We start from the raw sequence: 22,349 nt of genomic DNA, 5'->3' as shown, positions 1-22,349 counted from the left end.
CGGCCAGGTGCTGCCTAGTTCGTGTGCCAGTCGAGTTGAAACGTTTCGGAATAACTGTAGCGATCGGCCGGATGAACACTGATCGTCAGTTCCACCAGTTGCCCACGACGGTTCAGATAACGGCGGCACAACCACAGTGCCGGCGAACGCGCCTTCGCGTTCAAACGTTGCGCGAGTTTCGCCGGCATCGCGATCGCGCGGATTTCCTGCTGCACTTTGGTGATCTGCTCGCCGAACTGTTTTTCGATCAGCGTGTAGATCGGCACGTGAGACCGGCCGCTCAGCCCCGTCAGCGATCGGAACGCCGGGTGGATGTACACCTCGGTGTGGCAGATCGGCTCGACGCTGCCTGGCGTTCGGCGAATGCCTTCGGCCAGCAGCCACGTTTCGCCCGGCTTCGCATTGAGCCGTTCGAGCAGTTCCGCATCGTCGATCTCGATGGTTTGCGTCGAGGCAATCTCCAGCTCGGTGTCGGCCGTATAACGGTGCAGATCGCTCAGCCGCTCCATCACCTGACGGTATGCGGTCTCGCTCTGCGTCGCCTTCACGCGGGTGCCGATGCCGGGCCGCCGATCCACGAGGCCGCGTTGCTCCAGTTGCTTGATCGCCTGCCGCACCGTGAAGCGGCTCGCGCCGAACTGCTCGCATAACTCGAACTCGGTGGGCAGCAAGGCGCCGATGGGAAACCGCCCGCCCTGAATCTCGTTGAGGAGCGTCTGTGCCAGCTGCATATAGCGCGGCTGTTGCCCAAGGACTGTCGTGGTGGCCATCTCGGTGTGCAATGAAGTGAAGGAGCGGGCAGTAGTACCCGCCCGGCCTTATTGCACCACACCCGCCTCCCTCAGCAAAGCAATCGTTTCAGCGCCATAGCCCAACTCGTCGAGGAGGCGCTGGGTATCCTGGCCGATGTCCGGTGCGGCGCGCATCGGCAGTGCTTCGTCGACCCGTACCGGCGCCGCGACACCACGAATCTTGCCGAAACGCGGATGCTCGGCATCCACCACGCATTCGCGCTCCGCGACGAACGGATTCTCCAGCGCCTCCTTAACGTCGAACACCGGCGCGGCCGGGACGCGGCCACCGAACCGTTCGAGCCACTGCGCGGTGGTCGCGGTCGAGAGCACCGCGTCGAGTTCGGTCTGTACCAGCTCACGATTCGCGAGACGCGCCTGAAAGTTGGAGAAACGCGGATCGGTGACCCACGACGGTTTGTCGACCACTTCGGCAAGCACGCCCCAGAACTTCTCCTTATTGCACATCAGGAAGATCCAGCCGTCCTGCGTCTTGTACAACTGGCTCGGTGTGAGCGAAGGGTGCGAAGAGCGGTTCTCGCGCCCGGTCACCACCCCGCCGTTCAGATACCAGGTCGCGACATAGGCAAGGTTATGCAGCGCGACATCGAAGAGGCTCACGTCGATATCGCGCCCCTTACCCGAAGTCTTCGCATCGACGAGGCCGGCGAGCAGCGCCATCGCCGCGGTCGTGCCGGTCATCAGATCGATGATCGACAAACCGAACCGTGCCGGCGGACTATCGGGCTCACCGGTCACCGACAAGTAACCCGCCTCGGCCTGCATCAGATAGTCATAGCCCGGCCACGCCGCGCGGCTGCCGGTACGGCCATACGCGGACAGATGCGCGCAGACGATCTTCGGGTTCGCCTCGCACAACTGGTCGTACGTGAGCCCGAGTTTCACCGGCAGATCGCCGCGCAGATTGTTGAACACGGCGTCGCTCTTCTTGACGAGGTCCAGCAGGACAGCACGCGCTTCGGGCTTCTTCAGATCGAGCGTCAAGCTGCACTTGTTGCGATTGAACGCTTCGAAGAAGTGGCTATCGCCTTCGCCGAAGAAATACGGGCCGACCGCGCGACCCACATCGCCGCCATTGCTCGGATGCTCGATCTTGATGATCTCCGCGCCGAGGTCCGCGAGATGCTGGGTCGCGAACGGACCGGCGCCATACTGTTCGATGGCGAGCACACGCACGCCGGAAAGGGGCAGACTCATACCGGACTCCGTTCGATCAACTGCTTGGCGATGATGATGCGCTGCATCTCGTTGGTGCCTTCACCGATCACCAGCAGCGGTGCATCGCGATACAGCCGCTCGACGTTGTATTCCTTCGAATAACCGTACGCGCCGTGAATGCGCATCGCCTCGATGCTGTTTTCCAGTGCGGCTTCGGTGGCGAAGTATTTCGCCATACCGGCTTCCATATCGCAGCGCTCGCCACGGTCGTACTTCTGCGCGGCGGCGTCCACCAGCAGGCGGCCGGCTTCGGCGCGCGTTGCCATTTCGCCGAGCTTCAACTGAATCGCCTGGTGCTCGCAGATCGGCTTACCGAAAGTCTTGCGTTGCTGCGAATAGCTAACCGATTCTTCGAGCGCCGCCAGCGCAATGCCGACTCCGCGCGCAGCCACATTGATGCGTCCAAGTTCGAGGCCGCCGAGTATCTGCTGCAGGCCCTTGCCTTCCACACCACCGATCAATGCATCGGCAGGGGCGTGAAAATCGTTGAACGACAACTCGCAGGTATCGATGCCTTTGTAGCCGAGTTTTTCGAGCTGACGGCTGACTTCGAAACCCGGACCCTTCTGCACCAGCAGCAGACTCATTCCCTTATGACGCGGTTGCGCGGTTGGGTCCGTCTTCACCAGTAGCGCAAGCGTGTTGCCGTACTTGCTATTGGTGATCCAGGTCTTGTTGCCGTTCACGATGTACTCGTCGCCGACACGTTTTGCGGTGGTGCGGATCGCCTGCAGATCGGTGCCGCAGTCGGGCTCCGTCAGGCCGATACCGCCCCGCCATTCGCCGGTAGCGAACTTCGGCAAATATTTGCGCTTCTGTTCGGGCGTACCGTTTCGTTGCACCAGCATCGCGAGAATCAGATGAGAATTGATAATGCCGCTCACCGACATCCACACGCGCGCGATCCGCGTGATGATCTGCGCGTAAGTGCGGGTCGATAGGCCCAAGCCGCCGTACTCGGGATCGATGATGCAACCGAACAGGCCCATCTCCTTCATCTTCTCCACGATCTCTTCCGGGTAGATGTCGTCGTGATCGAACTTGTGAACGTAGGGCCGCACTTCGGTTTCAAGGAAGCGGTCCAGCGAGTCGAGAATCAGCTGATCGTTGTCCAGTGTGTCGAGTTCGGTAGCGGTCATGATGACGTCCTTGAAGATTCGGTGGATCCGGCGAGCGTGTCGGCAAGCTCGCGCGCCGGGCGTTCGTCGAGTTGCAATACGGCTTGAGCGATCTGTTCAGCGGCGCCGCGGGATACGGTGCGCTGAGCGTTCGCGTAGAACTTGGTGACGATGTCGTCGTTGCTCACGGGGCGGTCGGCGCAACCACGATTGATCGCCTCGCGATGCGCGACGCGTGTGCGGTCGCTGCGCTCCACCACAACCTCGCCGGTGTAGTGACGTGGGAAGGTGGTATCCGGATCGATCTCGTAGTCGACACGTGCGGCCAGCGCCAGCACGGCAGGATCGGCAAGCGCTGCCGGTTCGAGTTCGTCGAGCGTGAAGCGGCCTTTGAGCAATGCGGTGGCGACGATGTAGGGCACGCTGAATTGCGCGTCGTAGCTGCTCACCGGCTTGCGCTTCGGCCCGAGCGGCTCGCAGACGACCTCGACCGTTTCGCGCGGCACCCTGGCTACCACGCGTGCGATCGAGTCGAGGTTTTGCGCCGAGAAGCGATGTTCCTGATGCAACGCGATCGCCGCATCGGCCACCGCATGCGTGAAGTGGCAAGCGGGCAGCGGTTTGATCGCGACTTCATCGATTTGCCACGAACTGCCGAGTCCTTCGGTTGCAAGCTGTTGATCGGCGTCGTCGAGGCGCTTGCCGAGGTGACTCGCGTACAGGCCGAAGCGTCCTTCGTAGGCCGAACGTGGACCGGTGAAACCGTGCTTTGCGAGCGTCGCGGCGGTGATGCCGGATGCAGCGGCGAAACCCGGATGAACGCGCTTGGTCCACGCGCCGTCTTCAAGAAACTCGAGGCTGCCCGCGGCCATCGATAGAACGATGCCTTGTGCGTGAGCGGCCTGAGGCTCATCCAGATGCAGCAAACGCGCCGCCGCGACCGCGCAACCGAAAGCCCCGACCAGGCCCGTGGGATGAAAGCCGGCCTGATGGAAACCGCCCTTCGCGGCGGATGCAACGCGAGTCGATACATCCATCGCGACGATATATGCGCTGAGCAGATCCGCGCCGCTCATTTCGTCGCGGTCGGCGAGCGCCAGGACACAAGGCAATGCGCTGGTCGTCGAATGGATGACGCCGCGAGAATGCGTGTCGTCGAAATCAAGACCGTGAATCAGCACGCCGTTCATCATCGCGGCATCGCGCAGGGCGAGACGCCTGCCAAAACCGATCACCGGCGAGGCGCCGCTGCCGAGTTCGGAGAATGCCGCGAACGATACATCGGCGTAGGTGTAGCCGCGCGATGCCAGCGCGATGCCGACCGCGTCGAGAATCAGGTGCTTGGCGCGCGTCTGCACGGCACGCGGAACATCGCGCAATTGCAGACTCAAACCGAAACGCGCGTACTGATCGGAGAGCGTGACGGATGGATTGTGTGAAGTCATGTCGATTTATCCTTGCTGCGTAGCGGGCATCGGATCGGACTGGGTGTCGAGGCTCGGCGAGATCTGCTCGAGCGCATGTTGATTGGTCTCAACCCGCAGCAGCAGAATGCCGACCACCAGCAGCGCCAGCACGCCGCTCACCATCGCCAGCACACCGGACACGCCAAACGAGTTGTAGAGCAGCACCGCAAAATACGGCGTCGTCATTGAGGCAGCGCGTCCGCATACGCCCGCCGTGCCGGTACCGCGCAAACGCAGCTCGGTCGGAAAGAGTTCGGGAATGTAGGCAAAGAGGCCGAGCGTCGCGACTGTGTAGATGCAGGTGATCAGGACAAAGCCCACCAGGCTGATCGCCCACCCTGCGTGCATGTTCGGATAGACGAAACCGACCGCGATGGTCGCGATCGCGAAGACCACCAGACCACGCGCACGGCCAAGGCGGTCCGCACACAGAAAACCGATCACCGCGCCGCCGGGCGCGCCGAATGCCATCAGCGTCGTGAAGCCGAGCGACTGCACGATGGTCAGCCCTTCCTTCACGAAGAAGGTCGGCAGCCACGCGACAAAGCCGTACACCGAAATGTTCACCGCGACCGCCGTCAATGCGGCGACCAGCGTGCGGCCGAGCATTGCATGCGAGAACAGGGCGGAGAACGGCGCTTTCGGTACTTCAAGACTTTCAGTGCGAGCGACCGGTGGCAACGGCCCCTTTTGACGCTGCACCTGCTGTTCGATCGCCGAGACCGTCGCCTCTGCTTCTTCGGCGCGGCCCACTGATTCGAGCCAGCGCGGCGATTCAGGCATGCGATGCCGCAGCACCCACACGATGATCGCGCCGACGCCCGCGATCGCGAACATATAGCGCCAGCCGAGATGCGGGATCACGACGTAGCCGACTGCGGTTGATACAAGCAAGCCGGAGTTGATGATGAACGCGAGCAACGCGGTCCACCGTCCGCGTGAAGCAGGCGGAATGAATTCGCACAAGGTGCCGGCCGCGACCACCAGTTCGGCGCCGAGGCCGATGCCCATGATCAACCGCAAGGCGATCAGCCAGGTCATGTTCGGGACGAAGCACGCGGCAATCGACGCGATGCCGAAAATCAGCAGGTTGGTCTGATACGACGAGCGGCGCCCGAAGCGGTCACCCAGATAGCCGGCGAAACCGGCGCCGATCAGCATGCCGAGAAAGGTCACCGAGATGAACAGCGCGTTCAGCCGCAGATCGGAGAAGCCCGACTTCACCATTGCGCCGAGCGCACCGGCGGCGAGATAGATGTCGAACGCGTCGAGAAATGCCCCGGCGCTGATGAGGCCTAGAACCTTCCAGTGGAAGGACGCGATAGGCAGGCGATCGAGTCGCGCGCCCGAGTTGACGATACCGATAGCCACCTTTGTCTCCTTGGTGTGCATGCCGCTCTGCTTACGCTTGCCGCATTGCGGCGCGTTGTTCTGGCGCCGCCGGGATTCACGCGCCGCCTGCTCTTGCTGGCAGGTTGGCGCTGCGTTCTGCTGTTTGTCTTGCCTGGCTGCGCGAGTCGTGGGCTCGATGTCGCAGCGATTCGACCCGTGCAGCCGTGTCAGTCGCCTACGCCGTTGCCACGCGTCGGCACTAGTGCGCTGCGCACGAAGTCCATGATCGGCGTGCCGTCCTGCTTGAACGCGCGAGTCTGCACGGTGACGATGCCCTGCCCCGGACGGGATTTCGATTCGCGCTTTTCGAGTACCTCGGATTCCGCGTAGATCGTGTCGCCGCAAAACACGGGAGCGGTGAGTCGGATCTCTTTCCAGCCGAGGTTGGCGATCGCCTTGCCGCTGACGTCGTTCACCGATAGCCCAAGCACCACGGCAACGGTGAGGCCGCTATTGACGAGCAACTGACCGAACTCACTTTTGGCCGCGTAGGCGGCGTCACAATGCATCGGATGGAAATTCATCGTCAGCAGCGAAAAGTGGATGTTGTCGGCTTCGGTGATGGTGCGCCCCGGCCGGTGTTCATAGATATCGCCTACGTGGAAATCTTCGAGGTAGCGGCCATAGCTGGCGCGGATACGGGTTGTTACTGCAACGTCGGACTCCATGCTCGTCTCCTGTTTTCGGGTTACTTGTACGCATTTGTTACTTTGTCCGTACAAAGTATGAATTCAGTATTGTCGGCAGGAGGGCGAAAGTCAAGGCGGGTTTGTGGACGCTGAGCCGCAATCCGTCGCAAACATGCCGCTGAGGCACGCCGGACCATGCTGGAAGGTTTACCCTCGGGGGCAGCAAAACGCTGTCCGGCAGCGCACCGATCAGCTAAATATCGAAGGAAGCGCTGCGTGAACGGCGCCCCCTCGCGCCGTCAATCAGGCGTGCGATTCGCCCGTGGCCCCAATAAAAAACCCCGCTTGGAAGCGGGGTTTTTGCATTCACGTATTCGACGCCTATTAGAACGGAATATCGTCATCCATCTCATCGAACCCACCGCCGGCCGGCGCGCTCGGACGGCTCGAACCACCACCGCCACCACCGCTACCGCCACGCGAAGCGCCACCGCCCGAAACCGCGCGACCGCCGCCACCACCACCGCTACGCTCCGACGGCTCACCGCGGCTGTAACCACCTTCGTCGCCACCGCCGCCGCCCGTCGAACCGCCACGGCCGCCCAGCATTTGCATCTGCTCGGCAACGATTTCGGTCGAGTAACGGTCGGTGCCGTCCTGAGCCTGCCACTTGCGGGTGCGGATGCGCCCTTCCAGGTACACCGACGAACCCTTCTTCAGATATTCGTTCACGATTTCAGCAAGCCGGCCAAAGAACACGACACGGTGCCATTCGGTTGCTTCCTTCATTTCGCCGGACGTCTTGTCCTTGTACCGATCCGTTGTCGCAAGGCGGATGTTCGCCAGTGCGTCGCCGCTCGGAAGATAACGGACTTCCGGATCGGCTCCGAGATTGCCGACGAGAATGACCTTGTTCACGGATGCCATGAGTTTCTCCTGTTGATTCTGTTACGGGCGGCGCGGCAACGCGCGGTTCGCGTCTCATGGCCGGCAGGCCGGAGACCAGAACTGCGCCTCTGCCCGCCACCGGGTGAGTTCTGTCAAGAAACGCCGGGCCGTCCCAAGTTTCCTTGCCCCCTCGGGGGGCCCGGCGCGGAGCGCCAGGGGTGGGGGCGCTCTTACGCCTTGCGCGGCGGCTGTTTCATATTTGCCGCGATTATAAGCCAGCCAAAGACGAGGCCAGAGCAAGTGAAAAAGACCGCGCTCTGACCGTCCACTTTAAGCAGCCAGCCGCCGACCACCCCACCCAGCGCAAGGCCGATCGACTGCGTGGTGTTGTACACGCCGGCCGCCGCGCCCTTGCGGGTTCCCGGCGCCAGTTTCGACACCAGCGAAGGCTGCGAGGCTTCAAGAATATTGAAGCCCAAAAAGTAGACAAAGAGGATCGCCGCCACAGTCAGAATCGTATGCGGTGCGACGCCCAACAACAACTGTCCGATCAGGATAAGACCGATCGCGGAAAGCAGCACGATTTTCATTTTTCCGCGCTTTTCCGCGGCAATGATCGCCGGGACCATCATCACGAACGAGAGGCCCATCACCGGCAAATACACTTTCCAGTGCGACGCGACCGGCAGGCCGCCGGCTTCGAGAATACGCGGCACGACGAGGAACAACGCGGTTTGCGTGGCGTGCAGCACGAGCACGCCAAAATTCAGGCGCAGCAGCTCAACGTTATGCAGCACCTCGGCGAACGGCGCGCGCACGTGAACGGGTTTGGGCGCATCCGGCACGACCCACAGCACGAGACCAATCGCCAGAATCGAGAAAATGCCGACCAGCGTGAACAGGCCGCTCATGCCGACCCACTGGAACACGATCGGCGCACCGACGATCGCCACCGCGAACGAAACGCCAATACTGCCGCCGACCATCGCCATTGCCTTGGTGCGATGCTCTTCGGAGGTCAGGTCGGCGATAAACGCGATCACCGCGGACGACACCGCGCCCATGCCCTGAATCACCCGCCCGACGATGATCCACGTCATGTCGTGCGCACCCGCCGCGACGAAGCTGCCAAGCGCGAAAATCAGGAGACCGGTCGCAATGACCGGTTTGCGGCCGACCTTGTCGGAGATCCAGCCATAGAAGATGTACAGCATCGACTGCGTCACGCCGTACGCACCCAGCGCGATCCCCACCAGCAGCACGTTGTCGCCGCCGGGGATGGTCTTCGCGTAGATCGAGAACACCGGCATGATCATGAAGAGACCGAGCATGCGCAGCGCGAAGATGGCGGCGAGCGACACGGTCGCGCGCATTTCAGGCGCGCTCATGCGTGAGGATGTAGCGGACGGATTGGACATCGGGAACGTTCTTTGAATGAGCGGGGCGGCAAACATACGGCGCGGCATTCGGGCCGGCGGCCTTGCCAGACGCTCGTCCGGCGCCTCGCGGCGCCTTGTACTCGCGAAAAAGGGCCCCAGTTAGACCTCTTTCCCGCGGCGCTGGACCGCAGCCTTACAGCTTGCCTTGCACCTTCTTCAGGCTGTCAGGAAGCCGTAACGGCGGTCTTGAAAAGTCGTTATAGTAGCAGGTTTAGCCTCCTCCTCTTTCCGCCAGGTCACGGGCCAAGTCTTGGAATAACGCGTGGAACAAATCCGTATCCGTGGGGCTCGCACCCACAACCTGAAGAACGTCAATCTCGACCTCCCACGTCACAAGCTCGTCGTGATTACGGGCCTATCCGGCTCGGGTAAATCGTCGCTGGCGTTCGACACGCTTTACGCGGAAGGACAGCGGCGCTACGTCGAAAGTCTCTCCGCTTACGCCCGCCAGTTCCTGCAATTGATGGAAAAGCCGGACGTCGATCTGATCGAAGGCCTGTCGCCGGCGATCTCGATCGAACAGAAAGCGACCTCGCACAATCCGCGTTCCACGGTTGGCACCGTCACCGAAATTCACGATTATCTGCGGCTATTGTTCGCCCGGGTCGGCACGCCGTACTGTCCGGACCACGAAATTCCGCTGGAAGCGCAAAGCGTCTCGCAGATGGTCGACGCGGCGCTCGCCCTGCCGGAAGAGACCAAGCTGATGATCCTCGCGCCGGTGGTGGCGAACCGCAAAGGCGAGCACGTCGAGCTTTTCGAAGAGATGCAGGCGCAGGGCTTCATCCGTTTTCGCGTCCGCTCGGGCGGCGGCACGGCCAACGAAGGCGTCGCGAAGATCTATGAAGTCGACTCGCTGCCGAAGCTCAAGAAAAACGACAAGCACACGATCGACGTGGTCGTCGACCGGTTGAAAGTGCGCGGCGATATGAAGCAGCGCCTCGCCGAATCGTTCGAAACAGCACTGCGTCTCGCCGACGGCCGCGCGATCGCGCTGGAAATGGATACCGAGAAGGAGCATCTGTTCAGCTCGAAGTTCGCCTGCCCGATCTGCTCGTATTCGCTGCAGGAACTGGAGCCGCGCCTTTTCTCGTTCAACAACCCGATGGGCGCGTGCCCGGAATGCGACGGCCTCGGCCAGATCACCTTCTTCGATCCGAAGCGGGTTGTTGCGCATCCGTCGCTGTCGCTGGCGGCGGGCGCGGTGAAGGGCTGGGACCGGCGCAATCAGTTTTACTTCCAGATGCTGCAAAGTCTCGCAGCGTTCTACGAGTTCGACATCGACACGGCTGTTGAAGATCTGCCGGAGAAAGTCCGCAAGATTCTGCTGTTCGGTTCGGGCAAGCAGGAGATTCCGTTTTCCTACATCAACGAACGCGGCCGCACTTCCGTGCGTGAGCATGTGTTCGAAGGGATCATCCCGAACCTGGAGCGGCGTTATCGCGAGACCGATTCGGTCGCTGTGCGCGAAGAGCTCGCCAAGTATCAGAACAACCAGCCCTGCCCCGCTTGCGCCGGCACGCGGCTGCGTCGGGAAGCCCGTTTCGTGCGGATCGGCTCGAACAGCGACGCACGTGGCATCTTCGAAATCAGCGGCTGGCCGTTGCGCGACGCGCTCGGCTATTTCCAGACGCTGCGGCTCGAAGGTTCAAAGCGCGAGATCGCCGACAAGGTCGTCAAGGAAATCGTCGCGCGCCTGATGTTCCTGAATAACGTCGGGCTCGACTACCTGTCGCTGGAGCGCAGCGCGGAAACGCTGTCGGGCGGTGAAGCGCAGCGGATTCGCCTCGCCTCGCAGATCGGTTCGGGTTTGACCGGCGTGATGTACGTGCTGGACGAGCCGTCGATCGGTCTGCATCAGCGCGACAACGATCGGCTGATCGCCACGCTCAAGCATTTGCGCGACCTGGGCAACTCGGTGATCGTCGTCGAGCACGACGAAGACATGATCCGCATGGCCGACTACGTGGTCGACATGGGGCCTGGCGCGGGCGAGCACGGCGGCATGGTGATCGCCGAAGGCACGCCCAAGCAGGTCGAGGCGAACGCGGCTTCGATGACCGGGCAGTACATGTCCGGTGCCCGCAACATCGAATTCCCGGACGAGCGCAAGGAACCGGACGAACGCCGTCTGCGCATCGTCGAGGCGTACGGCAATAATCTGCAGCACGTCTCGCTCGATCTGCCGGTCGGCCTGCTGACCTGTGTGACCGGCGTGTCGGGTTCGGGCAAGTCCACGCTGATCAACGACACGCTGTATCACGCGGTCGCGCATCACCTGTATGGCTCGTCCACCGAGCCGGCGCCGTACGAGTCGATCGAAGGTCTGGAGCATTTCGACAAGGTCATCAACGTCGACCAGTCGCCGATCGGCCGCACGCCGCGCTCGAATCCGGCCACTTACACGGGGCTGTTCACGCCGATCCGCGAGCTGTTCTCGGGCGTGCCTGCGGCGAAAGAACGCGGCTACGAAGCGGGCCGCTTCTCGTTCAACGTGAAGGGCGGCCGCTGCGAATCCTGCCAGGGCGACGGCGTGCTGAAGGTGGAGATGCACTTTCTGCCGGACGTCTACGTTCCCTGCGACGTCTGTCACGGCAAGCGCTACAACCGCGAAACACTGGACGTCCAATACAAAGGCAAGAACATCAGCGAAGTCCTCGACATGACGGTGGAGAACGCCTACGAGTTCTTCAAGCCGGTGCCGGTCGTGGCACGCAAGCTGAAAACCTTGCTGGACGTGGGTCTCGGCTATATCCGGCTAGGCCAGTCGGCCACCACCCTGTCGGGCGGCGAGGCACAGCGCGTCAAACTTTCGTTGGAACTGAGCAAGCGCGACACGGGTCGCACGCTATACATCCTGGACGAGCCGACCACCGGTCTGCACTTTCACGACATCGCATTGCTGCTGGAAGTCATTCATCGTTTGCGAGACCAGGGTAATACTGTCGTGATCATCGAGCATAATCTCGATGTAATAAAAACTGCCGACTGGGTCATCGATCTCGGCCCCGAAGGCGGAGCCGGCGGCGGTCAGATCATTGCGCAAGGCACGCCGGAGCAGGTTGCCAAGTCGAAGGCAAGTTTTACCGGTAAGTATCTGGCGCCTCTGCTGAAACGCATTGCCAGTAGAAAGTAACGCTGCACAACACGGGTTGGAGACGGAATAAGCCATGGCCAAGCGGAATCAGGCGAGCGACGACGGGCAAGTGCAGGACCTCCGCCCACGCCCGGTCAGGCTGACTAGCGACATGAGCCTGCCGAAGCTGTCGGCGGTCGAAATCGGCAGTTATGTGCTGATGCTGATCGGAATGTGGGCGATCATCGAACTGAAGCTGCTCGGCGCCTTGCTGGCCGGGCTGCTCGTGTTTCAACTCGTGCACACCATCGCGCCGCGCATCGAACGGCATATGTCGAGTCAGCGCGCGCGCTGGCTCGCGGTGGTGATCCTCTCGACAGTGATAGTCGGTGCACTGACGGGGTTGACGCTCGGCATCATCGAACATTTCGAGAGCGACGTGCCGAGCGTGCAGAAACTGCTCGACCAGGCGATGCAGTTGATCGACCAGGCGCGCGGCCGGATTCCGCAATTCGTCGCCAACTATCTGCCGGTCGATACAGACCAGATGAAGACCAAGGCTGCCGAGCTGATGCAGACGCATGCGAACATGCTGCAGCAAAGCGGCAAGACTGCGGCGCGCGGCTTCACGCACATTCTGATCGGCATGATCATCGGCGCGATCATCGCGGTCGGGGCGCAGAAGCATATGCAACGGCTGCCGCTGTCCACAGCGTTCGTCACGCGCGTGACACGTTTCGCCGACGCCTTCCGCCGCATCGTATTTGCTCAGGTGAAGATTTCCGCGATCAATGCGGTCTTCACCGGCATCTTTCTGCTGGTGGTCCTGCCGATCTTTCACGACACGCTGCCGCTTTCCAAAACGCTGGTGCTGGTGACGTTTATTGTCGGCTTGCTGCCGGTGATCGGCAATCTGATTTCGAACACGATCATCGTCGCGGTGGCGCTCTCGGTGAGCTTTCCGGCGGCGATCATGTCGTTGGTATTCCTGATCCTGATCCACAAGCTGGAGTACTTCCTGAATGCGCGCATCGTCGGTGGTCAGATCGAGGCGCGCGCCTGGGAACTGCTGATCGCGATGCTCGTGATGGAAGCTGCGTTCGGCATCCCCGGCGTGGTTGCGGCGCCGATCTTCTATGCGTATATCAAGCGGGAATTGATTTATCTCCGGCTGGTGTGAGCGTCAACCAGACTGCGATGCGGGCTTGGCGGACGAGCGAAAAGCGGCACTTCGGTGCCGCTTTTTTTGCGTCGACGGTCTTCAGGAGGCCAGATCCACGCGGCGCCAATCGCTTACTAAAAACTTGCGGCAGGCCACTCGCTTCGCATAAGATGCGAACAATTCCCATTTACATTGCAACACCGTGATTCGCCGTTTCCCCTCATTTTCCATTCCGCCGGCTCGCCCATGAGGCGGCAACTCGTCCGCCTGCACCGCTGGTTCGGTGTCGCCATTGCGCTGTTTCTGTTCGTCGCCGGCCTGACCGGCGCGATCATCGCGTGGGATCACGAACTCGATGCGGCGCTGAACCCGTCGTTCTTCAAAGCGCGCACCGCCGGCCCGGCGCTACCGGGACTCGAGTTGGCCCGCCGCGTCGAAGCGGCCGATCCGCGCCTGCAGGTGACGTATCTGCCGCTCGACGCTGAACCCGGCCACACGCTGCAGATGATGGTGCTGCCGCGCACCGACCCCGCGACGAAGCAGCCCTACCCGCTCGACTTCAACCAGATTGCCGTCGACCCCGCCACCGGCGACATCCAGGGGCGGCGCGAGTGGGGCGCCGTTTCACTCGCGCGGCGCAATCTGATTCCGTTCATCTACAAGCTGCACTACACGCTGCAATTGCCGTTCACCGGCGGCGTCGATATCGGCACGTGGCTAATGGGCATCGTTGGGATCGTGTGGCTGTTCGACAGCGTGGTCGCCCTTTGGCTATCGTTTCCGAGCCTCAAGGCATGGCGCAAGTCGTTCGCATTTCGTCTCGGGCGCGGCGGCTATGCGCTCACCTTCGATCTGCATCGCTCGGGCGGCGTGTGGATCTGGGGCTTGCTGGTGATCGTCGCGCTAACGTCTGTATCGATGAATCTCGCCGGGCCCGTGGTTCGGCCAGTCGTGTCGCTAGTCTCAAAGCTCACGCCGGATCCGATCAACAACCCGGAAATTCTGCGTGCGCCGCAGCCAGGCGACCAGGTACTGAGCCGCGAGCGCATCGTGCAACTAGCCGAGCAAGCCGGTAAGGCGCAGAACCTGAAGGTGCCACCTGGCGGCGTCTACTACGCGGAATTCCTGCACGCCTACGGCGTCGGCTTCTACGCAAGCGGCAACGATCACGGCGACATCGGCCTCGGCAATCCGTGGATGTATTGGGACGCGGCCACCGGCAAACTGCTCGGCGCGCAGATCCCCGGCAAGGGCACGGCGGGCGACATCTTCATGCAGGTGCAATTCCCGCTGCACTCGGGACGCATTCTCGGTCTCGGCGGGCGGATTCTGATTAGCGCGGTGGGGATTGCGGTCGCGGTGCTGAGCGCAACGGGACTGCTGATCTGGCTAAAGAAACTGAATGCGCGCCGCCGTTCGGCACAAAACGCTCGGCTCGCGCTGGACGCGCGGGATGCGGGTGGCACCGCAATGCAGCCCTGATCTGAAGAGGGCGCGCCCGACTCATTCGGCGCAAGCTTGCAGCGGGGTGATGCGGCCACGGTTTGGCCGCCCCACTGCAAGCGCATTAACTACGCTTAACGAAACACCACCGTCTTGCTGCCGTTCAACACGACGCGATGCTCGACGTGCCACTTCACCGCGCGCGCAAGCGTCACGCATTCGACGTCGCGACCGATCGCCGTCAGTTGCTCCGGCGTCATGCTGTGGTCGACACGCTCCACGCCCTGCTCGATGATCGGACCTTCGTCGAGATCCGTCGTCACGTAGTGAGCCGTTGCACCGATCAGCTTCACACCGCGGTCAAACGCCTGGTAATACGGCTTCGCACCCTTGAAGCTCGGCAGGAACGAATGGTGAATATTGATCGCGCGGCCGGCGAGCGATTCGCACAGTTGCGGCGACAGAATCTGCATGTAGCGCGCGAGCACCACCAGATCGGCTTGATGCTCGTCGATCACTTCGAGGACGCGCGCTTCCTGCGCGGCCTTCGCGTCGGGTGTGCCGCCCATCAGCGGGAAGTGATGGAACGGGATGTCGTAGCTGGCCGCAAGTTGATAGAACTCCTTGTGGTTCGAGATGATCGCCGGAATCTCGATACCCAATTGACCGGTGCGATAGCGGAACAGCAGGTCGTTCAGGCAATGGCCGATCTTCGACACCATGATGATGACGCGCGGCTTCACCGACGCATCGTGCAATTCCCAGCGCATACCGAACTGCTCAGCGAGCGTGGCGAACGACGTACGCAACACGTCCTGGCCCGGATCGCCACCGACCTGCTGGAAATGCACACGCATGAAGAACTCGCCGGTGCGGCTGTCGCCGAACTGTGCGGAGTCGAGAATATTGCTGCCACGTTCGAACAGAAAGCCCGAAACCGCGTGGACGATGCCGGGCCGGTCGGCGCACGACAGTTTGAGGATAAAGCTGTGATCGGTCGACATGACCTGGGTGACTCCCTTCTTCAGTGCGTGGTTTGTTCGGTGTGTCTTATTCGATGCAGCGTGCTACAGCGTGACCTGGCTTGTCCGCCGTACCCGCGCCCAACTAGCGCTTACGCAAGCACCGGTGGCGCGAACAGCGTCTCGATGCCCGGACACGCGTCTTCATCGATCCAGCGGCGGCGCAGCAGGCAATCCAGCGTGGCGAGACTCGCATCCACGGTCATCGCGCCTTCTTCGATCCAGCGCGCCACTTCGTCGATGCGCGCGAGCCGGTGTTCGCCCACTTCGCCGTCCTGATTGCGCGGCGCGAAATCGGCGGGCAGCGCGAGATCGTAGATAAAAATCTGTTCGGCCTGCGTGCCTTCCGGCAACGATTGCAGCACATGCGCGGTGCGCCCGGCCGTGGCGCGCGCGGCGATCTCCTCGGGAATGCCGGCTTCTTCCCAGCACTCCTTGATGATCGTCGCCTCGATGCCGAAGCCCCAGCCGATCCCGCCAGCGACGACATTGTCGAGCATGCCTGGGTCGGTGGCCTTGGTGTCGCTGCGGCGCGCGATCCACAATTGCGGGGCGCCATCCGCGTATTCTACGACGCCGTTCAGATGCACCGCGTAGGTCATCGTGCCGAAGAAGCGCGACGCCGCGCGTTCGATGTAGGCGAGCGGCGGCGCATCGAACGCATTGCGAATCGCGTAAGTCTCGTTGCGCCAGCCGGGAATGCGGCCATCGGCGGCAAGTGCACCGATCACGGAACCGAGCGCTGCGCTGCGCAGATCGACGGTATTGAACACAGGTGCGAGCGTGACGCGCGTACTGTCGATTTCAAACACATCGGGCCAGCGCGCGAGCAGCGGCACATCGGCCGAGCGAATCCAGCCGACCTGCTCGGCGTCGATCCAGAACGGCAGATGCGCGCCTATGTCGAAGCGACGCGCGGCGGTGATGCAAGGCAAAGTCATTCAAAGCTCCAAACTGGTCTTCTGCCGCGTTCGGTTGGTGTCAGCCGGGGCAGCAACTTCAATCGCGTCAATCACGCAAGGCGACGCGAATCCCGATTGCGATGAAGGTCGCACCAGCGAGCCGATCGAGCCACACACCCACACGCGGCCGGCGCTTCAGCCAGCCGCCGATCATCCCCGCGCACACGCCGAACAGCGAAAACACCACCACGGTCTGCAACATGAACAGCACGCCGAGTTCGAGCATCTGCACCGTGACGCTTTGCGTGCCGTGCGGCTGCACGAATTGCGGCAGGAACACGACGAAGAACAGCGTTACCTTCGGGTTCAGCAGATTGCCGAGCACGCTCTGGCGAAACACCGCCTTCAACGGTTGCGGCGCGCGCTCGTGCGCGGTGGCGAGGCCCTGGCTGCGCAGCGCCTTGATGCCGATCCAGATCAGATAGGCGGCGCCGGCCAGCTTGACCACTTCAAAGGCAACCGGCGACGAACGGAGCAACGCGGCCACGCCAAGCGCGGCCAACGTGGTGTGAAACGTGATGCCGGCGGCAAAGCCGAGCGCGGCGACGAGTCCCGCCGCGCGGCCTTGTGAGATGCCACGCGCGAGCACTTGCAGATTGTCGGGGCCGGGCGCCATCGTGATAGCGATCGAGGTTGCGAGGAACAACAGGAAGTTGGGCATCTTTTCTTACCTTCGTTGTGTGCAGGAAGAAGTTGGCTTCCGGCGCTCAATGGCCGCCGAATTCAGTCACCGTATAGAGCGGCAGGCCCGCTTTACGCAGCAAGGCCGAGCCGCCGAGGTCAGGCAGATCGATAATCGCCGCCCCTTCGATCACCACCGCGCCGAGCCGCTCGAGCAGAATCTTGCCGGCCATCATCGTGCCGCCGGTGGCGATCAGATCGTCGATGATCACGACGCGGTCGCCCGGCTTGCAGGCGTCCTCGTGAATCTCGACGGTCGCGGTGCCGTATTCGAGTTCATAGGATTGCGCGACCCGCTTGTACGGCAGCTTGCCCTGCTTGCGGATCGGAATGAAGCCGAGGTTCAGCTCGTAAGCCAGAATCGGCCCGATGATGAAGCCGCGCGCGTCCAGCCCTGCGACGTAGTCGAGCTTCGCATCGATATAGCGTTGGACGAACAGATCGATCAGCACGCGCAGCGACTTCGGCTCCCGCAGGAGCGGCGTGATGTCGCGAAACTGCACGCCCGGCTGTGGCCAGTCAGGCACCGTGCGGATGTGGCTTTTGATGTAGTCGGCCGCATCGAGCGGCGCGCTCGCGAGCGCGTTGGACATGATGTCTCCGGATGGACCTCGGTGGGTCCGATGAAAGGCTAAATCAGCTGCGGTCGGCTTAGGCGTGGCCCGCAACACCGGCCTGGCGAAACCACACCAGGCAACGCCACGCCGGTCGCACCGTTATTGCTAAGCCGCAGCGGCACCTGCGCGGCGGTGCTTCGAGAGCAGCTCTTCGGCTTCGGCCAACTGTTCGGGCAGACCGCGCAACACCACGATGTCGCTCGCGCGCAGCTTGGTGGACGGGTCCGGCTCGACGCCACGAATGCCGTGCCTGCGAATCGCCGTCACCTCGACGCCCAGATCGAACAGGCCCAATTCCGCCAGCGTTCGGCCCACCGCGTCCGAGTTTTCGTCGACCGGGACCGATTGTAGCCGCACCTGTTCGTGGCCGTCGTCGTCTTCCATGTCGTCCGCGCCGTGGAAATAGCCGCGCAGCAGCGCGTAGCGCTCGTCGCGCATTTCCTCGACCCGCCGCACCACGCGCCGCATCGGCACGCCCATCAGCACCAGCGTGTGCGAGGCCAGCATCAGACTGCCCTCGACGATTTCCGGAATCACCTCGGTCGCGCCGGCGGCCAGCAGCTTTTCCAGATCGGCATCGTCGACGGTACGAACGATCACCGGCAGCGTGGGCTCCAGCTCGTGAATATTGTGTAACACGCGCAATGCCGACGGCGTGTTCGCGTAGGTAATCGCGATCGCCGCGGCGCGATGGATACCGGCGGCAAGCAGCGATTCGCGCCGCCCCGCATCGCCGAACACGACCGACTCACCCGCCGCCGCCGCGGCCTGCACGCGATCGGGGTCCAGGTCCAACGCGACATACGACAGACCTTCATGCTCCAGCATGCGCGCCAGATTCTGCCCAGCCCGGCCGTAGCCGCAAATGATCACGTGACCGCTTTGCTTCAGACTCTGCGTTGCAATACGCGTCATCTGCAAGGACTGCATCATCCATTCAGTCGACGACAACCGCAGCACGATTCGGTCCGCGTTCTGGATCATGAAGGGCGCGGCCAGCATCGACAGCAGCATCGCCGCGAGAATCGCCTGCAACAGGGTGGCGTCGACAAGATGTTTGTCGAGAATCAGGTTCAGCAGCACGAAACCGAACTCGCCGGCTTGCGCGAGGCCGATACCGGTGCGCATGGCGACACCCGGCGACGCACCGAAGAGGCGCGAGAGCCCCGTCACCATCACCGCCTTCAACAGGATCGGGCCGACCAGGAAGCCGAGCACGATGAACGGATGCTCCCAGATCACGCGCGGATTCAGCAACATGCCGGTCGTGACGAAGAAAAGGCCCAGCAGTACGTCGCGAAACGGCTTGATGTCCTCTTCCACCTGATGCCGGTAAGGCGTTTCGGCGATCAACATGCCGGCGATGAACGCGCCGAGCGCGAGCGACAGGCCGAACTTGTCCGTGATGAACGCCGCGCCGAGCGTCACCAGCAGCAGGTTGAGAATGAACAGTTCCTGCGAACGGCGCCGCGCGACCACGTTGAACCAGCGCGTCATGAAGCGCTGACCCACTATTAACAATAGCGCCAACGCCACAACGATCTTGATGGCGGCCACCCCGAGCGCGCTGACGAGATCTTTCGAATCGCCGCCCAGCGCCGCGATCACGATCAACAGCGGCACCACCGCCAGATCCTGGAACAGCAGCACACCGAAGATGTTGCGGCCGTGCTCGGTTTCGATCTCGAGCCGCTCGGCCAGCATCTTGCTGACGATCGCCGTCGACGACATTGCCAGCGCGCCGCCCAGCGCCACGCTCGCCTGCCACGTGATATGCACCCAGCGCTCCAGCACGAAGCCGAGCGTGACCGCCACGGCAATCGTGCCGATCACCTGCAACAGGCCTAAGCCGAACACGAGTCGGCGCATCGAGCGCAGTTTGGAAAGCGAAAACTCCAGCCCGATCGAAAACATCAGGAACACGACGCCGAACTCGGCGAGATTCTGCGCGCCCGCCGAATCCGGAATCAAACCGAACGCGTGCGGCCCAACGACGATGCCGACCGTCAGATAGCCGAGCATCGGCGGAAGATTCAGAAAGCGAAAAGTCACCACTCCGGCCACTGATGCCAGCAGCAGGAACAGCGTCATTTCGAGGGGGGAAATCATCGGCTAAAACGCATCGGTAAAGCGTCCTCGTTCGTCAGCGGAACCGCGCACGAGAAACGCCGTGCGACAAGGTTGAGGGGCCGGTAAAGGCAGCAATAAAGACAGCGGCTTGGCACAGCAGGCCCGGCGCGGCGAACAAGCGCCTTTGCTATACTCCGCGAATGATAGCGAAAATCAATGGCGACCGGGCACTCGCGCTCGCTCGCGACGTGCTCGACATCGAAGCGGACGCCGTGCGCGCGCTTCGCGATCAACTCGACGATGGTTTCGTCGGGGCGGTCGACTTCATCCTGGGTTGCCGTGGACGCGTTGTCGTTTCCGGCATCGGCAAATCCGGCCACGTGGCCCGCAAGCTCGCGGCCACGCTCGCCAGCACCGGCACACCGGCGTTCTTCGTTCACCCGGCGGAAGCGAGTCATGGCGACCTCGGCATGGTGACGGCAGACGACGTGTTCCTCGCGCTGTCCAATTCCGGCGAAACTGAAGAACTCGTGGCGATCCTGCCGCTCATCAAGCGGCTCGGTGCGAAGCTGATTGCGATGACGGGCCGTCCGTCGTCGAGTCTCGCACAACTGGCCGACGTGCATCTGAATTCTGGCGTGTCAAAAGAAGCCTGTCCGATGAATCTTGCGCCCACCGCCAGCACCACCGCCGCGCTCGCGCTCGGCGATGCGCTCGCGGTCGCGGTGCTGGACGCGCGCGGCTTTGGCGCGGACGACTTCGCCCGCTCGCATCCGGGCGGCGCGCTCGGCCGGCGCCTGCTGACTTATGTGCGCGACGTGATGCGCACCGACGACCAGGTGCCGAAGGTGACGCCTGACGCGACCGTGCGCGATGCATTGTTCCAGTTGACCGCCAAACGCATGGGCATGACGGCGATCGTCGATCACAACGATCACGTAACCGGCATCTTCACCGACGGCGACCTGCGCCGCGTGCTCGAACGCGACGGCGATTTCCGCGAACTGTCGATTGCCTCGGTCATGACCGCCGGCCCGCGCACCATTGGTCCGGATCACCTTGCTGTCGAAGCCGTGGAACTGATGGAGCGCCACCGCATCAATCAGATGCTGGTCGTCGACGAAGCAGGCAAGCTGATCGGCGCACTCAACATGCACGACCTGTTCTCGAAGAAGGTGATCTGATGCCCGTCGCCCCCCTTACCGCCACTGAACGCGCAAGCCGCGTCAAGCTGATGATTTTCGACGTCGACGGCGTGCTGACCGACGGCGGCCTGTTGTTTACGGCGGAAGGCGACACGATGAAGGGCTTCAACTCGATGGACGGCCACGGCATGAAGCTGCTGCGCCAGGCCGGCATCGAAACGGCGATCATCACCGGGCGCAAGTCGGGCATCGTCGCGGTGCGGGCGAAGGAAATGAACATCGCCCACGTCTATCAGGGCGTGCAAGACAAACCCCAGGCGTTCGCCGACCTGCTCAAGCAAACCGGCATGACGGCGGAAGAATGCGGCTATATGGGCGACGACTGGGTCGATCTCGGCGTGATGCTGAAGGTCGGCTTCGCGGCGGCGCCGGCCAATTCGCATCCTGAAGTGATTGCGCGTGCCCATTGGGTCAGCGAGGCGCGTGGCGGCCACGGCGCGGCGCGCGAAGTCTGCGACACCCTGCTGCGCGCGCAGCACAAATATGAGGCGCTGCTCGCGGCAGCCTGTAGCGGCGAACAGCGAGGCCTCGTCGGATGAATCGGTTTCGCTGGACCTCACTGATTCCGCTCGTCGCGATGGCCGCCCTCGCCGGCATTACATGGTGGCTGCTGCAAGCCACGCTGCCGCGGCAGAACGAAGGCGTGGCGCGCCCCAAGGAGCACACGCCCGACTACTTCGCGGACAAATTCTCGGTTTCCGAACTTGATCAATCGGGCTCGACGCAATACCGCCTGACCGCCCAGTCCCTGATTCATTACGAGGATGACGAGCTGAGCGACCTGGTCAAGCCGGCCATGCGCGCCTTCCAGCCCGGCAAGCCGATCGTCACCGCGACCGGCGACACTGGCAAGGTGAACGGTGACGCCTCGATCGTCGATCTGTACGACAACGCGCGCATCGTGCGGGCCGCCGGCAACGGCGATCCGCAGATGCAGGCAGATTCGCAGCATTTTAGGGTGCTGGTCAACGACGATGTGATCGAGACCGAAAAGCCGGTTAAACTTCAGCGCGGCATGTCTGTGATGACTGCCAGCGGCATGAACTACAACAACGTCACCCGGGTGATGCAGCTGTTCGGCAATGTGAAGGGCGCGATTGCCGCGTCCGAAGGCTCCGTCAGCTCGCCCAAGCAACCCGGGTAATCCAT

Annotated in this window: 19 protein-coding genes; 6 read left to right on the top strand and 13 right to left on the bottom strand. The window is 62.5% G+C overall.

Going from position 1 to position 22,349, the window contains the following annotated elements:
• Positions 1-14: 14 nt before the first annotated feature.
• The 8 genes from P3T25_RS13905 to P3T25_RS13870 form a co-directional block, all read right to left on the bottom strand.
• Positions 15-770: a GntR family transcriptional regulator gene (locus P3T25_RS13905; RefSeq protein ID WP_429358231.1), complete on the bottom strand. Its 756-nt coding sequence runs from the start codon at positions 768-770 to the stop codon at positions 15-17.
• Between the two features lie 48 nt (positions 771-818).
• Positions 819-2,009, bottom strand: a complete 1,191-nt coding sequence (locus tag P3T25_RS13900) for a CaiB/BaiF CoA transferase family protein (RefSeq protein ID WP_429358230.1) — start codon at positions 2,007-2,009, stop codon at positions 819-821.
• Positions 2,006-3,169, bottom strand: a complete 1,164-nt coding sequence (locus P3T25_RS13895; protein WP_408321664.1) for an acyl-CoA dehydrogenase family protein — start codon at positions 3,167-3,169, stop codon at positions 2,006-2,008. Before P3T25_RS13895 ends, P3T25_RS13900 begins: the two co-directional genes overlap by 4 nt.
• Positions 3,166-4,593, bottom strand: coding sequence for an MmgE/PrpD family protein (locus tag P3T25_RS13890; RefSeq protein ID WP_429358229.1), 1,428 nt, complete (start codon positions 4,591-4,593; stop codon positions 3,166-3,168). The genes P3T25_RS13895 and P3T25_RS13890 overlap by 4 nt, the downstream gene beginning before the upstream one ends.
• A gap of 6 nt (positions 4,594-4,599) precedes the next feature.
• Positions 4,600-6,006, bottom strand: coding sequence for an MFS transporter (locus P3T25_RS13885; protein WP_429358228.1), 1,407 nt, complete (start codon positions 6,004-6,006; stop codon positions 4,600-4,602).
• 167 nt (positions 6,007-6,173) lie between these two features.
• A complete protein-coding gene (locus P3T25_RS13880; RefSeq protein ID WP_408268798.1) occupies positions 6,174-6,674 on the bottom strand; it encodes a MaoC family dehydratase in 501 nt (166 codons plus the stop codon).
• A 345-nt stretch (positions 6,675-7,019) separates the two neighbouring features.
• Positions 7,020-7,562, bottom strand: a complete 543-nt coding sequence (locus P3T25_RS13875) for a single-stranded DNA-binding protein (protein WP_429358227.1) — start codon at positions 7,560-7,562, stop codon at positions 7,020-7,022.
• A 191-nt stretch (positions 7,563-7,753) separates the two neighbouring features.
• Positions 7,754-8,941 carry an MFS transporter gene (locus P3T25_RS13870; RefSeq protein WP_429358226.1) on the bottom strand — a complete coding sequence of 396 codons (1,188 nt, stop codon included), beginning with the start codon at positions 8,939-8,941 and terminating at the stop codon, positions 7,754-7,756.
• 283 nt (positions 8,942-9,224) lie between these two features.
• Here P3T25_RS13870 and uvrA point away from each other — a divergent pair, with 283 nt between their 5' ends.
• The 3 genes from uvrA (at position 9,225) to P3T25_RS13855 (ending at position 14,682) form a co-directional block, all read left to right on the top strand.
• The gene (gene uvrA / locus P3T25_RS13865; protein WP_429358225.1) at positions 9,225-12,098 is read left to right on the top strand and encodes an excinuclease ABC subunit UvrA; all 2,874 of its coding nucleotides are present in this window, start codon (positions 9,225-9,227) and stop codon (positions 12,096-12,098) included.
• 34 nt (positions 12,099-12,132) lie between these two features.
• Positions 12,133-13,218: an AI-2E family transporter gene (locus P3T25_RS13860; RefSeq protein ID WP_154565569.1), complete on the top strand. Its 1,086-nt coding sequence runs from the start codon at positions 12,133-12,135 to the stop codon at positions 13,216-13,218.
• A 228-nt stretch (positions 13,219-13,446) separates the two neighbouring features.
• On the top strand, positions 13,447-14,682 hold the full coding sequence (locus P3T25_RS13855; protein WP_429358224.1) for a PepSY-associated TM helix domain-containing protein: 1,236 nt from the start codon (positions 13,447-13,449) through the stop codon (positions 14,680-14,682).
• Between the two features lie 95 nt (positions 14,683-14,777).
• Here the strand turns inward: P3T25_RS13855 and purU are convergent, their stop codons facing one another.
• The 5 genes from purU to P3T25_RS13830 form a co-directional block, all read right to left on the bottom strand.
• Positions 14,778-15,647, bottom strand: a complete 870-nt coding sequence (gene purU, locus P3T25_RS13850) for a formyltetrahydrofolate deformylase (protein WP_154565567.1) — start codon at positions 15,645-15,647, stop codon at positions 14,778-14,780.
• 110 nt (positions 15,648-15,757) lie between these two features.
• Positions 15,758-16,606: an NUDIX hydrolase gene (locus tag P3T25_RS13845; protein ID WP_429358223.1), complete on the bottom strand. Its 849-nt coding sequence runs from the start codon at positions 16,604-16,606 to the stop codon at positions 15,758-15,760.
• A 67-nt stretch (positions 16,607-16,673) separates the two neighbouring features.
• On the bottom strand, positions 16,674-17,288 hold the full coding sequence (locus P3T25_RS13840; protein WP_429358222.1) for a LysE family translocator: 615 nt from the start codon (positions 17,286-17,288) through the stop codon (positions 16,674-16,676).
• A gap of 46 nt (positions 17,289-17,334) precedes the next feature.
• Entirely contained in the window at positions 17,335-17,901 is a 567-nt protein-coding gene (locus tag P3T25_RS13835; RefSeq protein ID WP_429358221.1) for an adenine phosphoribosyltransferase, read from the bottom strand.
• Between the two features lie 129 nt (positions 17,902-18,030).
• Positions 18,031-20,034, bottom strand: coding sequence for a monovalent cation:proton antiporter family protein (locus P3T25_RS13830; protein WP_154565563.1), 2,004 nt, complete (start codon positions 20,032-20,034; stop codon positions 18,031-18,033).
• Between the two features lie 161 nt (positions 20,035-20,195).
• Between P3T25_RS13830 and kdsD the strand changes: the two genes are divergently transcribed.
• The 3 genes from kdsD to lptC are packed head-to-tail and all read left to right on the top strand — an operon-like array spanning position 20,196 to position 22,344.
• Positions 20,196-21,179: an arabinose 5-phosphate isomerase KdsD gene (gene kdsD, locus P3T25_RS13825; RefSeq protein ID WP_154565562.1), complete on the top strand. Its 984-nt coding sequence runs from the start codon at positions 20,196-20,198 to the stop codon at positions 21,177-21,179.
• Positions 21,179-21,739, top strand: coding sequence for a KdsC family phosphatase (locus tag P3T25_RS13820; RefSeq protein ID WP_154565561.1), 561 nt, complete (start codon positions 21,179-21,181; stop codon positions 21,737-21,739). Before kdsD ends, P3T25_RS13820 begins: the two co-directional genes overlap by 1 nt.
• Positions 21,736-22,344, top strand: a complete 609-nt coding sequence (lptC, locus tag P3T25_RS13815; RefSeq protein WP_154565560.1) for an LPS export ABC transporter periplasmic protein LptC — start codon at positions 21,736-21,738, stop codon at positions 22,342-22,344. The genes P3T25_RS13820 and lptC overlap by 4 nt, the downstream gene beginning before the upstream one ends.
• The last annotated feature ends 5 nt before the right edge of the window (positions 22,345-22,349 follow it).

It is taken from the genome of Paraburkholderia sp. GAS32, from assembly GCF_050434225.1.
In the GTDB taxonomy this organism is placed as follows: domain Bacteria; phylum Pseudomonadota; class Gammaproteobacteria; order Burkholderiales; family Burkholderiaceae; genus Paraburkholderia; species Paraburkholderia madseniana.
The sequence above is the reverse complement of the archived record's forward strand: the minus strand, read 5'-3'. Positions and strand labels throughout refer to the sequence as shown.